The following is a 12,289-nucleotide window of genomic DNA, read 5'->3' as shown; positions in this document are numbered from 1 at the left end:
GCCCCGCCCCCCCCCCGCGGGCCCGTAACCCCCGGTGGACAACCCTCCCCGCCCCCCCCCCGCCGGGGGCCCCCCGCTTCTTCACTGTGGAGCTAAGGAGAATTGAACTCCTGACCTCCTGCATGCCATGCAGGCGCTCTACCAACTGAGCTATAGCCCCTTGCCTTGCCTGCCGCTTCGGGCTTCCGTTTCCGGTTCCCCTTGGCGACGTCCCAAACATTACACGGTCATGGCCCTGGTCCAAAAATCGATTTCCGTCGACCGCAGGCCATGCCCGATTTGACCTATTCCGTCACGCTCTTGCGAACTGATAGAACCGCTTGAGCGTGCAGTGCTCGTCGAGCAGTCGGCCGTAGATCGGCTCCCCCTCCAGCTCGCGGTACGTCTCGATCGGGTCGCCTTTTATGATCAGCGCCCGCGCGCATTCCTCGCACCAGTACTGGTAGTCGGGGTTGACCGGGTCCATGTCCCGCACGATCGGCGTGCCGTTGTTGCACCAGTCGCACCGGCGCCGGTGTGCACCCATCCGTCAGCGACTCCCTCCCGCATCGGGCCGTCGTCTCCCCCCTCCGGCTTTCCGATTCTGCCATGCCGGTGCGGGCCAGGTCAGCAAACGCAAAAGGGGCAAAAGCAAAGATCCCGCCCCCTGTTGGGGACGGGATCCTGATTGTGGAGCTAAGGAGAATTGAACTCCTGACCTCCTGCATGCCATGCAGGCGCTCTACCAACTGAGCTATAGCCCCGCTCTCCGCTGCGCTCCCCCCGTCTCCGGTGTTCTGCGCTGCGAACAAGAAGAACTCTAGCCTGTGACCAGCCGGAAAGTGAAATCCGGGTGGCAGCCCCGGCGGGGACCGCCGAACGACCGGCGCAGGAGCCGCTCAGTCGTCGTCGCCGAGCACCGGCTCCGGCAGCGTGCCGGCGTTGTGCTCCAGCAGACGCCAGCCGCGCGCGCCCTCACCGAGGACGGACCAGCAGCAGTTGGAGAGCCCGCCCAGGCCCTCCCAGAAGTACGACTCCAGGCCCAGCAGGCGGCCGATGGTCGTACGGATGGTGCCGCCGTGGCTGACGACGACGAGCGTGCCGCCCTCCGGCAGCCGCTCGGCGTGCTCCAGCACCACCGGCGCGGCGCGGTCGGCGACCTCGGTCTCCAGCTCACCGCCACCCCGGCGGACCGGCTCGCCGCGCTTCCACGCCGCGTACTGCTCGCCGTACTTCCCCAGGATCTCGTCGTGCGTGAGGCCCTGCCACTCACCGGCGTAGGTCTCGCGCAGCGCCGCGTCGTGCGCCACGGGCAGCCCCGTCACGGCGGCCAGCTCCTCGGCCGTGGCGGCGGCACGCCGGAGGTCGGAGGCCACGATGGCGTCCGGCTTCAGCGAGGCGAGCAGCCGCGCGGAGCGGCGCGCCTGCGCCACTCCGGTATCGGTCAGCTCGATGTCCGTGGAGCCCTGGAAGCGCCGCTCCAGGTTCCACGAGGTCTGGCCGTGCCGCCAGAGGACGATCTTCCTGCCGGACTTGCCCGAGGTGGTCGTACTCAGAACAGATCACCGTCCAGATCGTCGTCGCCGGCCGCCTCACGCAGCTTGGCGTGCTCCTCGGCCTTTCCGATGGTGAGCTTGGCGTCCTCGGGAAGCTCGATCTCGGGGCAGTCCTTCCACAGGCGCTCCAGCGCGTAGAAGACCCGCTCCTCGCTGTGCTGGACGTGGACGACGATGTCGACGTAGTCGAGCAGGATCCAGCGGGCGTCGCGGTCGCCCTCGCGGCGCACCGGCTTGGCGCCGAGCTCCTTGAGCAGGCGCTCCTCGATCTCGTCCACGATCGACTTGACCTGGCGGTCGTTGGGCGCGGAGGCGAGCAGGAAGGCGTCGGTGATCGACAGCACGTCGCTGACGTCGTACGCGATGATGTCGTGCGCGAGCCGGTCGGCCGCAGCCTGGGCGGCGGTGGTGATGAGCTCGATGGAGCGGTCCGTGGCGGTCACTGGCCATGCTTTCGGGTTGGCGGGCAGATCCATACAAGGGTCTCATGTACCGCCGACACCGCCCGCGCGGAATGTTCCGCGCGGGCGAAGGCGCATGTCAGAGCCGGGTCAGGGCGCCCGGATACGCCTCAGGACGCCTTGTAGTCCTTGCCGAGGATCACCACGACGTCCGCGTTCACCACGTTCTCCGCCTTCTTCACGGCCGTCTCCGGCAGCCCCAGCGTCTTGGCGACCTCGATCGCCCGGTCTCGCTGGGCGTCGTCCTGGTACGTGATCTGGGACGCCGCCGCGGTCTTGTCCGCCTTGCCGCCGTCGACGAAGTCGTAGCCGCCGTTGAGCAGCGCGGCCCGCGCCGCGACCTGCGTCTTCTCGTCGCCGGTCGCGTCCTTGAGGCCGACGCGCGGGGTCGCGCCGGGCTGCGCCGAGTTGACGGAGCCGCCGAGGACCTCCTTGACGACCTTCTTCGTGGCGTCGTCCGTCAGGCCGCCGTCCGGCTTCACCCCCAGGACGTCGGTGCGGTACGCGCCCACCTTGGCATGCGCGCCGAGCCGGGACAGCAGGGCACCGAGCGTCTGCGCGTTCAGGGCCGGGTCGAGGATCTGGCCCATGCTCTCGACCGTGAGCGCGGCCGCCTTCGGGTCGCTCGGGACCTTGCGCAGGACCGCGTACAGCACCTTGCCCATGCGCTCCAGCTGCTTGGCTTCCGGTTCGCCCTGGACGCGGTACGTGGCGTAGGCGACGGCCATCGGGCCGCTCAGGCTCTGCTTCTGGCCCTGGCCCACGGCCGGGGCCTTGGCCGCGTCGTCGGCCGGGACGGCGGTGTCGGTGTCGACCTCGATCCCGCCGACCAGCTCGACCAGGTTCTCCAGGAAGGGCGTGTCCAGGCGCCAGGTGCCGCCGATGTGCGTGCCGAGCACCGAGTCGAGTGCCTCGCGGGTGCCGAGGCCGCCTGCCTCGACGGCCTTGCCGAGGCCGGTGGCGGTCCCGTCGGCGCCGGGGACACCGAGGGTGTTGGGCAGCAGGACGGTGGCGCCCTGCTTGGCGGTGACGTTGTCTACGAGCAGCGCCGAGGAGGTGCCGCCCTTCTTGGTGTTGTGCAGGTGGACGACGATCATGTCGCGCTTCTGTGCCCCGGCGTCGGCGGCCGCGGGGGCCTTGCTGCGCCCGGGAGCGTCGAGGAAGGGCAGCTTGCCCGCGTACCAGAGGTAGCCCATGCCGCCGACGACGAACAGGGCGAGGACGACGATCAGCGCCACCACCCGGTTGCGGCCGCGGCGGCGGGCCTCCTCGCGGCGCTCGGTCCGGCTCTCGGTGAACTTGAGCCAGTCGATGACGTCCTCGGAGTCCTCGTCCGGCTGGTCGATGAAGGCGAACATCTCGGTGCGGTAGTCCCGGCCCGCCTCGCGCTCGGGCTCGGGCTCGCGCTCGGGCTCGGGCTCGGGCCGTCGCGGTTCGGGGACCTGCGGGGCCCGCGGCCGCTGGGCCTCCGGCGCCGGGGTCATCTGCTGCGGGATCCACTGCTGGGTCTGCTGCGTGTCGTACCCGTAGCCGGGGGCGGCGGGAGGCTGGGAGTACTGCTGCTGCCCGTAATCGTGGGCCGGCTGTTCGTAGTACTGCTGCTGCGGCTGCTGGCCGTAACCCTGGGCCTGGGCCTGGTCGTAGCCGTACTGCTGCTGCCCGTACTCGGGGGCGGGCTGCGCGGGCGCCTGGCTGTACACCGGCCGCCCGTACGCGTCGTAGCCGATGAGCTGCTGCTCGTGGGCGGCGTACGGGTCGTACGGCTCCTGTCGGTCGTTCACCGCGGGGGCCCCTCTCTCCGGAAGCTCAGGCTCCCCGGTACAGCTCACGCTTGTCGATGTAGCGCACCACGCCGTCCGGCACCAAGTACCAGACAGGATCCCCCTTGGCGACCCGAGCACGGCAGTCCGTTGACGAAATGGCCAGGGCGGGCACCTCGACGAGGGAGACGCCTCCCTTGGGCAGCCCGTCGTCGGTGAGCACGTGGCCCGGCCGGGTGACCCCGATGAAATGGGCGAGCGAGAAGAGCTCGTCGGCGTTCCGCCAGGTCAGGATCTGGGCGAGCGCGTCGGCGCCGGTGATGAAGAACAGGTCGGCGTCGTCGTTCAACGCCTTCAGGTCGCGCAGGGTGTCGATCGTGTACGTCGGCCCGCCGCGGTCGATGTCGATGCGGCTCACCGAGAACTGCGGGTTCGAGGCGGTGGCGATCACCGTCATCAGGTAGCGGTCCTCGGCGGGCGACACGGCCCGCTGCGACTTCTGCCACGGCTCGCCGGTCGGCACGAACACCACTTCGTCGAGGTGGAACAGGGCGGCCACCTCGCTGGCGGCCACCAGGTGTCCGTGGTGGATCGGGTCGAATGTACCGCCCATCACGCCGAGCCGGCGCTTGACCGGACCGGTAGGCATCTCCTGCTCTCCCATGAGCGCAGAGCCTACTGGCCCGGCGGTACCGGCGGCCTCGGCGAGAGTGCTAAATCACGGGCCTAGCGGTCGCGGTTCAGGCGGGTGGTGATCCAGAGCATCAGGCACAGGATGAGGAACGCGCCGCCGCCGGTCACGTAGGGGTTGAGGCTGTCGTGGTTGCCGCCGTGCTGCTCGGCCCCCTCCGAGGCGAGGACGACCAGGTTGTGGGCGGTGGAGGAGAGGCTCATCAGGCAGGTACCTATCGAGTCGGGGAGCGGGCGGAGACTTCGCTCACATCGTATGCGGGGGCCTGGGGCACGCTCACGCCGACTCAGGCGTTGGAGAGGATAGACGCAAGTCCGGTCAGGCCGATCCAGGGGAGGGCGCTATGGCGCAGACAGGGTTCGAGAAGGTGCCGGCGCGGGACCGCAGGAGGTTTCCCGGCATCTCCTCACGCGCGTACGAGCATCCGGCGGACCGCTCGGCGCTGGTCGCGCTGCGCAAGCTGAGCGGCTTCGACACGGTGTTCAAGGCCCTGAGCGGGCTGCTTCCGGAGCGCAGTCTGCGGCTGCTGTTCCTGTCCGACACGGTGCGGGTGGGCGAGACGCAGTTCCCGCACCTGTACGAGATGCTCCGCGACGCCTGTTACATCCTGGACCTGGAGAAGGTCCCGCAGATGTACGTGCAGCAGGACCCGAAGCCGAACGCCATGTGCATCGGGCTGGACGAGCCGATCATCGTGGTGACGACGGGCCTGGTCGAGCTGCTCGACGAGGAGGAGATGCGGGCGGTGGTGGGCCACGAGGTGGGCCACGCGCTGTCGGGGCACTCCGTGTACCGCACGATCCTGCTGTTCCTGACGAATCTGGCGCTGAAGGTGGCGTGGATCCCGCTGGGCAATGTGGCGATCACCGCGATCGTGACCGCGCTGCGGGAGTGGTTCCGCAAGTCCGAGCTCTCCGCAGACCGGGCCGGACTGCTGGTGGGGCAGGACGTGCAGGCTTCGATGCGCGGGCTGATGAAGATCGCGGGCGGCAACCACCTCCATGAGATGAATGTGGACGCCTTCCTGGCCCAGGCCGAGGAGTACGAGGCGAGCGGCGATCTGCGCGACTCCGTGCTGAAGATCCTGAACATGCTGCCCCGGACGCACCCCTTCACCACGGTGCGGGCGGCCGAGCTGAAGAAGTGGTCGGAGAACCGCGACTTCCAGCGGATCATGGACGGCCACTACCCGCGCCGGGACGAGGACAAGGACACCTCGGTGACCGATTCCTTCCGGCAGTCCGCCGCGCACTACGCCGACTCGGTGCGTACCAGCAAGGATCCGCTGATGAAGCTGGTGGGCGATATCGCGGGTGGCGCGGGCGACCTGGGCGGCAAGCTCCGCGACAAGTTCAACGGCGCCGGTACGGGTGCCGCCGGTGGCCCGGACGGCAAGGGCGGGGCTACGGAGCAGGGCTGACCGGGGTCGCCACGGGGCCCTCGGGCTGCGCGAGCACGCCGCACAGTCCGGCCGTGCGCCTCGGACGGCCGCTGGCGTACGGGTCGCTCGCGGCGGGACCCACCGTGGTCGGGCCGGCTCCGGCGAGGAGCGGGCGGAAGCCTGCGGCCGGGTCGCTGGAGCATGCCTGCGGTCCGGCCATCACGTAGGCCGAGACCAGCTCCGCCCGCCGGGCGCCCAGGTCCTCCCGGTCGAAGCGCAGCCGCAGCTCGCGCCGGATCGTGAAGAGCGAGGCGCCGTCGGCCGCGGCCGGGGCTCCGGTGGTGGGGCGTACGGCGTACACGAAAGTGTGGTCGGTGATGACCTCCAGCAGGTCGGGGGTGACCTCCTCGAAGGCGAGCATGCCGTTCACGCGGACCCGGGAGTCGGCCACGACGGCGGTGCCCGGGTCGAAGCGGACCAGCCAGCCGGTGGCCGCGTGGCGGCCGTCGCCGGAGGGCGTGGTCATGCTGCGGTCGAACTGGGCGAGCTGGTCGGGGTCGAGCAGGACCCGCACCGGCCGGGAGGCGGTCCCGGCCAGGATGTCGGGGTCCAGCGAGGACTGCACCAGGTAGTCCTTGGCGATGGACAGCGCGGTGACGACCTGGGCGTCGGTGAAGTGGTGCGTGCGGCGCACGGCCGGCAGGGTGATTCCGGCGGCCCCGACGCGGTAGTCGGCGGCGGGGCTGTTCGAGTACAGGTCGGAGGGCCGCCCGCCGGGCACGGTGGAGCTGGGCGCGAGCGGGACGACGGTGCTGTTGAACGGCTCGGCGGGACCGCCGGGCGGTGGCACGTACGGGTTGCGCAGCCCCAGGTAGACGGCGGCGGCGAAGGCCGTGGCGATGAGCAGCACGAGCAGCATGCCCTGCCGGGCACCACGGCCGGGGGTACTGGTCCGGGAGCCGGAGCCGCCGGTCGACCAGAGGGAGCGGCTGCGGACGGCCCGGGCGTGCTCGCCCATGCGTTCCTGCGCGGAGTACTCCTGAAGGCGGGCAGCCCGGACGAAGTCCTCGTCGAACACCACCGAGCGGTATTCGTCCGACCGGAAGTCGTCGTCACCGCCGCCGATGCCCTCGGGGGTGCCGTTGGGTGGATCTCCTGGTACGGCCATCGCTTCTCCCCGCTGTCCCCGCTTCAGAGAAGCCCCCAGCTCCTGGGTGAGCGAGTGGGGTCGTACCTTCAGGGTTGGCGGTCGGAGGGGTACGTAAACGCACCGATGCCGGTGACTTCCTTCCGGGGGGTGCTGGCGGGCGCCGGGGCGGGGTCCGTCTCGCCCGCAGCGCTGCGGTAGACGGCGCTGAAGGCGAGCGCGACCATGCCGAGGCCCATCACGAAGGCGAGCACCCAGGCGACGGGACGCAGCCACGGCGAGCGGCCGCGGTAGGGGCGCAGACTGCCGCCGTAGGCCCCGTACGGACCGCCGGCACTGCCGTTGCCTCGCTCGTACTCCCAGCCGCCGTCGGAGCCGTACCCGTCGGGGTGGCCGTATGCGTAGCTGTCGTAGTCGTCGTCGCCCGTCCATCCGCCGGCGCCCGCGCGGGCGGCTTCGGCCTCCGCGCGTGCCCGGTCGGCCGCCCGCTGGCGCTCGGCGGCGCTCGGTTCATGGATCTCGGCGTTCCGGACGAAGGCCTCGTCGAACACCACGGAGGCGAAGTCCTTGTCCGCGCCTCCGCGGTCGTCGTCGGGCTCCCCGTCGTCCGGGAACGGCTTGCCCCCCACGTCGTCCGGCACAGGACCAGGGTAGACCTGGGGGGCTGCTTTGGGCAGGGTGTACGCCGAAATCCGGCCACACCGTGTTCAGCCCTCGATTACCGGATGTGACCGTCGCCGGTGACGATGTACTTGGTGGAGGTCAGCTCGGGCAGGCCCATCGGGCCCCGGGCGTGCAGCTTCTGCGTCGAGATGCCGATCTCGGCGCCGAAACCGAACTGGCCACCGTCCGTGAACCGGGTGGACGCGTTCACGGCAACCGTCGTCGAGTCGACCAGCTGAGTGAAGCGCCGGGCGGCCGCCTGCGAGGTGGTGACGATGGCCTCGGTGTGGCCGGAGGTCCAGCGGCGGATGTGGGCGACGGCGTCGTCGAGGGAGTCCACGACACCGGCGGCGATGTCGTAGGAGAGGTACTCGGCGGCCCAGTCCTCGTCCGTGGCGGGCAGGGCGGTGGCCTTGGTGCCCTCGGCGGCGGCGAGCACCCGGGCGTCGCCGTGGACGGTCACGCCGGCGTCGGCGAGGGCGTCGAGAGCGCGCGGCAGGAAGGCGTCGGCGATGTCGCGGTGCACGAGGAGGGTCTCGGCCGAATTGCAGACGGAGGGCCGCTGGGCCTTGGAGTTGACGAGGATGTCCACGGCCATGTCCAGGTCGGCCTGGGCGTCGACGTAGACGTGGCAGTTGCCGGTACCGGTCTCGATGACCGGGACGGTGGACTCCTCGACCACGGTCTTGATGAGGGAGGCTCCGCCGCGCGGGATGAGCACGTCGACGAGGCCGCGGGCGCGCATCAGCTCGCGGACGGAGTCGCGGGACTCGCCGGGGACGAGCTGGATCGCGTCGGCGGGCAGGCCTGCGCTCAGGGCGGCGTCGCGCAGGATGGCGACGAGGGCGGTGTTGGAGGCGTAGGCGGAGGAGGAGCCGCGCAGGAGGACCGCGTTGCCGGACTTGAGGCAGAGGGCGGCGGCGTCGACGGTGACGTTGGGGCGCGCCTCGTAGATGATGCCGACGACACCGAGCGGGACGCGGATCTGACGGAGGTCGATGCCGTTGGGGAGGGTGCTGCCGCGGACGACCTCGCCGACGGGGTCGGGGAGGGCGGCGACGTCCCGTACGTCGGAGGCGATGGCGGCGACCCGCTCGGGGGTGAGGGTGAGACGGTCGATGACGGTCTCACTGGTGCCGGCGGCACGGGCCTTGTCGGTGTCGACGGCGTTGGCCTCGATGATCTCGGCCGTACGGGCCTCCAGCGCGTCGGCGATCGCCAGCAGGGCCGTGTCCTTGGCGGACCGCGGGAGGGGAGCGATGGCGGCGGCGGCCGTACGGGCGGCGCGGGCCGTTGCGAGGACGGGCGAGGTGGCGGCATCGAGCGAGGTCATGCCGCCCAGGGTAATCCCCGGCCGTGGCCGTGCCGACGGGGTTTCACCCCGCGAGACGGCCTCGCGGCCTGCCGCTGCGCGGGGCCGCAGCGGTGCGAGCGACGCGGTCAGTACGCGGTCAAGCGGTCAGTACGCGGTCAATAGGGGTGCACTCCCACGGGGTGGGCCGGGGGTGGCCCGTAGCCTTCGGCCACCCGCTGGTGGTAGGTGGCGCGGTCGATGACCTCCAGGCCGACGATCTCCCAGGGCGGGAGCTGCGCCGAGGAGCGGTGTTCGCCCCACAGGCGCAGGGCCACGGCCGCCGCGTCGTGGAGGTCGCGCGCCTCCTCCCAGTAGCGGATCTCCGCATGGTCGTCGGCGTACCGGCTGGTCAGCAGGAAGGGGTGGTCGTGGGCCAGTTGTTCCAGCCCCCGCCGGACCTCGGACAGCGGCGCCGGTTTGCCGGAGACGCTCAGGGTCACGTGCCACAGGCGCGAGTCCGCGGCCCGGTCGTCCCCTCCCTCTTCCCGTCCCTCTTCGCCGCCGTCACCGTCCCCCGGCCCGACGCTGGTCAGCGCTCGCCTCACCAGTCGCCTCCTGTCTCCGCCGCGCGTGTCCGCCCGCCCCTCACAGTTGACCAGTCCACGGGCCACCGTGCGGCGGTTTTACCTAACCTCAGCCCTGGAGCAGGACCAGATCGTCCCGGTGGACGACCTCTCGTTCGTACGCGGGTCCCAGTTCCCGCGCGAGCTCTCGGGTGGAGCGGCCGAGGAGCTGCGGGAGCTCCTTGGCGTCGAAGTTGACCAGACCCCTGGCGACCGCCCGGCCGTCGGTGGCCCGCAGTTCGACGGGGTCCCCGGCGACGAAGTCGCCCTCGACCGCCGCGATGCCCGCCGGCAGCAGCGAGCTCCCGCGCTCCGTGACCGCGCGCACCGCCCCGTCGTCGAGTACGAGGTGACCCTGCGGGGTCGACGCGTGCTGGAGCCAGAGCAGCCGGTCCGCCGAGCGCCGCCCGGTGGAGTGGAAGAACGTGCCCGTACCCCCGCCGGCGAGGGCGTCCGCGGCCTGGCTCGCGGAGGTCAGCACGACCGGGATCCCGGCGGCCGCCGCGATCCGCGCCGCCTCGACCTTGGTGACCATGCCGCCGGTGCCCACGCCCGCCTTGCCCGCGCTGCCGATGGTGACGTGCGCGATGTCCTGCGGGCCGCGGACCTCCTCGATGCGGGTGGTGCCGGGCAGCGACGGGTCGCCGTCGTAGAGGCCGTCCACGTCGGAGAGCAGGACGAGGAGGTCCGCGCGGACGAGGTGGGCGACCAGGGCCGCCAGGCGGTCGTTGTCGCCGAAGCGGATCTCGTCCGTGGCGACGGTGTCGTTCTCGTTGACGACGGGGAGGGCCCCCATCGCCAGGAGCTGGTCCAGGGTGCGGTACGCGTTGCGGTAGTGGGCGCGGCGGCTGGTGTCGTCGGTGGTGAGGAGCACCTGGCCGACGCGGACGCCGTAGCGGGCGAAGGAGGCGGTGTACCGGGCGACGAGCAGTCCCTGGCCGACGCTGGCGGCGGCCTGCTGCCGGGCCAGGTCCTTGGGGCGTCGGCGCAGGCCGAGCGGGGAGAGTCCGGCGGCGATGGCTCCGCTGGAGACGAGGACGATCTCCTTCTCCCCGCCGCTGCGGGCCTTGGCCAGGACGTCCACCAGCGCGTCCACCCGGTCGGCGTCGAGTCCGCCGGCCGCGGTGGTCAGGGAGGAGGAGCCGACCTTGACCACGATCCTGCGGGCGTCCACGACACCTTGCCTAGCCGCTGACACGTCTGTCCCCTTGCCCCTTGCCGAAATGCCTGCCACCTCAATCTACGGGGTGGCGGACAGCGGCCGCTCGGGGGTTTCAGACCGTGGACGAGGTCCTGGTCTGTTCCGGCTCAGCGGCCCGGGCGGCGCCCGGGACGAGGATCTTGCGGGAGAGCAGGAAGGTGAACGGGATGGCCACGACCGCCGCGACCAGCGGGGCGATCCGGGTGTCCATCCCGGCCCAGGTCACCAGGGCGTAGAGACCCGCCGACTGGATGACGTAGTTCGTGACGTTGGTCAGCGGGAAGAGGAGGAACTTCTTCCACGTGGGCCGGGTCCGGTAGGTGAAGTAGGTGTTCATGAAGAACGAGCCGACCATCGCCAGCACGAAGGCGAGGGAGTAGGCGGCGAAGTACGGCATCCACGGGTGCAGGAGCAGGTAGATGCCGAAGAAGGTGGCGGTGTTGACCCCGCCCACGAGGGCGAAGCGGACGACCTGGCCGAGCTGGTCCTTGCGGCTCATCGCGTGCTGCGCTCCGAGATCGTGGGCTCCGCCGCTCGCGGCGCCCGGGCGGTGCGCGGGAGCGGGTCGGCGCCGTGTGCTTCCTTCACCAGGAAGTGCGGGCGGCGCTTGGTCTCGTAGTAGATGCGGCCGATGTACTCGCCGATCAGGCCCAGCATGATCATCTGCACGCCGCCGATACCGGCGATCATCGCGACCAGGGTGACGTAGCCGGGCGAATCGACACCGTGGGTCATCGCCATGATCGTGATCCACAGGGCGTACAGGCCGGTCAGCGCGACCAGCGACACGCCGAGCCAGATCCCGATCCGCAGCGGCCTGTTGTTGAAGGAGATCAGGCCGTCCATGCCGTAGTTGAGCAGGGAGCCGAACTTCCACTTCGTCTCGCCGGCCTCGCGCTGCGCGTTCCGGTAGTCGAAGTGGACCGTGTCGAAGCCGATCCAGGAGAACAGGCCCTTGGAGAAGCGGTTGTACTCCGGCAGCGAGAGCAGGGCGTCCACGGCCGGGCGCGAGAGCATGCGGAAGTCGCCGACCCCGTCGGCGAGCTCGACGTCGACCCAGCGGTTCACGCCGCGGTAGTACAGACGGCTGAGCGCTGAGCGGAGCTTCTTGTCGCCCTCGCGCGTGCGGCGGGCGATGATCTGGTCGTGACCCTGCCGGTAGAGGTCGAGCATGGTCGCGATGAGTTCCGGCGGGTGCTGCAGGTCCGCGTCCATGATCACGACGGCGTCGCCGGTGGCCTCGCGCAGGCCGGCGAGCATGCCGGCCTCCTTGCCGAAGTTGCGGCTGAAGGAGACGTACCGGGTCTCCTGCCCGTGCTCGGCGGCGATCTTGCGCAGCTTGTCCAGCGTGCCGTCGCGGCTGCCGTCATCGACGTAGCAGACCTCGTACTCGACGGGCAGGGCGTCCAGGACCCTGCGGATCTCGACGTCGAAGCTGTCGATGACGGCCTCTTCGTTGTAGCAAGGGACAACTACGGACAGCTTCGTCATGAACACTTCCTGCTGGGTCCGAACGGGTGATTGTCGGCGCCG

14 protein-coding genes and 2 tRNA genes are annotated in these 12,289 nt (G+C 70.8%); 1 reads left to right on the top strand and 15 read right to left on the bottom strand.

The genetic code is table 11. From position 1 onward, the window contains the following. Positions 1-87 precede the first annotated feature (87 nt). From ACFYOB_RS18580 to ACFYOB_RS18545, 8 genes are all read right to left on the bottom strand, one after another. Positions 88-160 (bottom strand) — tRNA-Ala (locus ACFYOB_RS18580). 132 nt (positions 161-292) lie between these two features. Beyond that, positions 293-526: a hypothetical protein gene (locus ACFYOB_RS18575; RefSeq protein ID WP_008738908.1), complete on the bottom strand. Its 234-nt coding sequence runs from the start codon at positions 524-526 to the stop codon at positions 293-295. A gap of 144 nt (positions 527-670) precedes the next feature. Then, positions 671-743, bottom strand: a tRNA-Ala gene (locus tag ACFYOB_RS18570). A gap of 135 nt (positions 744-878) precedes the next feature. After that, positions 879-1,535 (bottom strand): histidine phosphatase family protein, encoded by a 657-nt coding sequence (locus ACFYOB_RS18565; RefSeq protein ID WP_388560998.1) that lies wholly within the window; start codon positions 1,533-1,535, stop codon positions 879-881. Beyond that, the gene (gene rsfS / locus ACFYOB_RS18560; RefSeq protein ID WP_328925687.1) at positions 1,532-1,978 is read right to left on the bottom strand and encodes a ribosome silencing factor; all 447 of its coding nucleotides are present in this window, start codon (positions 1,976-1,978) and stop codon (positions 1,532-1,534) included. Before rsfS ends, ACFYOB_RS18565 begins: the two co-directional genes overlap by 4 nt. Before the next feature lie 128 nt (positions 1,979-2,106). Next, positions 2,107-3,777 (bottom strand): LCP family protein, encoded by a 1,671-nt coding sequence (locus ACFYOB_RS18555; protein WP_388560910.1) that lies wholly within the window; start codon positions 3,775-3,777, stop codon positions 2,107-2,109. Between the two features lie 25 nt (positions 3,778-3,802). Then, positions 3,803-4,420 (bottom strand): nicotinate-nucleotide adenylyltransferase, encoded by a 618-nt coding sequence (gene nadD, locus ACFYOB_RS18550; protein WP_328925689.1) that lies wholly within the window; start codon positions 4,418-4,420, stop codon positions 3,803-3,805. Between the two features lie 62 nt (positions 4,421-4,482). Then, the gene (locus ACFYOB_RS18545) at positions 4,483-4,650 is read right to left on the bottom strand and encodes a hypothetical protein (protein WP_376678424.1); all 168 of its coding nucleotides are present in this window, start codon (positions 4,648-4,650) and stop codon (positions 4,483-4,485) included. 140 nt (positions 4,651-4,790) lie between these two features. Here ACFYOB_RS18545 and ACFYOB_RS18540 point away from each other — a divergent pair, with 140 nt between their 5' ends. Then, on the top strand, positions 4,791-5,867 hold the full coding sequence (locus tag ACFYOB_RS18540) for a M48 family metallopeptidase (protein WP_388560909.1): 1,077 nt from the start codon (positions 4,791-4,793) through the stop codon (positions 5,865-5,867). Here the strand turns inward: ACFYOB_RS18540 and ACFYOB_RS18535 are convergent. The 7 genes from ACFYOB_RS18535 to ACFYOB_RS18505 all read right to left on the bottom strand — a co-directional run bounded on the left by ACFYOB_RS18535 (position 5,851) and on the right by ACFYOB_RS18505 (position 12,247). After that, positions 5,851-6,996: a hypothetical protein gene (locus ACFYOB_RS18535; RefSeq protein ID WP_388560908.1), complete on the bottom strand. Its 1,146-nt coding sequence runs from the start codon at positions 6,994-6,996 to the stop codon at positions 5,851-5,853. The two genes, ACFYOB_RS18540 and ACFYOB_RS18535, sit on opposite strands and share 17 nt — an antisense overlap. A 68-nt stretch (positions 6,997-7,064) precedes the next feature. Then, positions 7,065-7,616, bottom strand: coding sequence for a hypothetical protein (locus tag ACFYOB_RS18530; RefSeq protein ID WP_388560907.1), 552 nt, complete (start codon positions 7,614-7,616; stop codon positions 7,065-7,067). A gap of 77 nt (positions 7,617-7,693) precedes the next feature. Further along, positions 7,694-8,971, bottom strand: coding sequence for a glutamate-5-semialdehyde dehydrogenase (locus ACFYOB_RS18525; protein WP_388560906.1), 1,278 nt, complete (start codon positions 8,969-8,971; stop codon positions 7,694-7,696). Between the two features lie 137 nt (positions 8,972-9,108). Continuing rightward, a complete protein-coding gene (locus ACFYOB_RS18520; protein ID WP_388560905.1) occupies positions 9,109-9,537 on the bottom strand; it encodes a hypothetical protein in 429 nt (142 codons plus the stop codon). 88 nt (positions 9,538-9,625) lie between these two features. Next, positions 9,626-10,753, bottom strand: coding sequence for a glutamate 5-kinase (gene proB / locus ACFYOB_RS18515; RefSeq protein ID WP_388560904.1), 1,128 nt, complete (start codon positions 10,751-10,753; stop codon positions 9,626-9,628). 76 nt (positions 10,754-10,829) lie between these two features. Further along, positions 10,830-11,255, bottom strand: coding sequence for a GtrA family protein (locus ACFYOB_RS18510; protein ID WP_388560903.1), 426 nt, complete (start codon positions 11,253-11,255; stop codon positions 10,830-10,832). After that, positions 11,252-12,247: a glycosyltransferase family 2 protein gene (locus ACFYOB_RS18505; protein WP_388560902.1), complete on the bottom strand. Its 996-nt coding sequence runs from the start codon at positions 12,245-12,247 to the stop codon at positions 11,252-11,254. The genes ACFYOB_RS18510 and ACFYOB_RS18505 overlap by 4 nt, the downstream gene beginning before the upstream one ends. Positions 12,248-12,289 lie beyond the last annotated feature (42 nt).

The organism is Streptomyces sp. NPDC006463 (genome assembly GCF_042870715.1).
Lineage (GTDB): Bacteria > Actinomycetota > Actinomycetes > Streptomycetales > Streptomycetaceae > Streptomyces.
This window is presented reverse-complemented; position numbering and strand designations above follow the sequence as displayed.